Source organism: Flavobacterium frigoris PS1, assembly GCF_000252125.1.
GTDB lineage: Bacteria > Bacteroidota > Bacteroidia > Flavobacteriales > Flavobacteriaceae > Flavobacterium > Flavobacterium frigoris_A.
In genome coordinates this window covers 1-657 of record NZ_AHKF01000026.1, presented here as the reverse complement: position 1 = coordinate 657, position 657 = coordinate 1, and the positions used below count along the sequence as shown (strand labels likewise).

Sequence of the window (657 nt, the reverse complement as noted above, 5' to 3'; positions counted from 1 at the left end):
TGGTTTCACTTATCCAAATTGCGCCCTTCCCATCATCTGCCATTGGACAAAAATCCTGATATAGTTTTTGACCTGCTCCAAAAGTTTTTATCAAATCATTTATATCTTTACTCAACATGACAAAATGCTCTCTTTGATGGTCTAGTTTTCCTGCGTTATCACCAATATGTTCTGCACTTTCTTTGGCATCATCTGCAATGTCAAGATATCCAGCTTTTAATGTTGCATCTATTGAATTGGAATTTACTTTATTGAAAGTTGCATATAATGCTTTTCCAGCATCTGCAGCTCCATTTGTGTCGTCTTTAGTTAATGCGTTTTTTAAGGTTAAATAATTGTTTACAATTTCTTTGATTGAAAAAGAAGTTTGATCAGCGGTTGTTGCAACTTCTTCAGATTTTGCTTCGTCGTGCATATCTCCCTCTTGGTGTTCATGGATTGGTTCCGTTTGAGTTACGGGTTCACTTACTTCTGAATTAGTTACCCCTTCTTTGTTTTTTTGGTTACAAGAAACCAGTACGAATGCCATTGCTATGGCTGAAAGAATTATATTTTTCATTTTTTTTTGTAAGTTTTGAAATGTTTTGGGCATTATTTAATTGTTTCCACTGTTTTACCACAACTTAACATCATGGAACCATAATATGGATTCTTGAC

General features: G+C 34.4%; 1 protein-coding gene. It reads right to left on the bottom strand.

Annotated elements, in window-relative coordinates:
* Positions 1-559, bottom strand: a 559-nt coding sequence (locus HJ01_RS15620; RefSeq protein WP_040474056.1) for a DUF3347 domain-containing protein, incomplete at its 3' end; no start/stop codon positions are given.
* Positions 560-657: the final 98 nt, after the last annotated feature.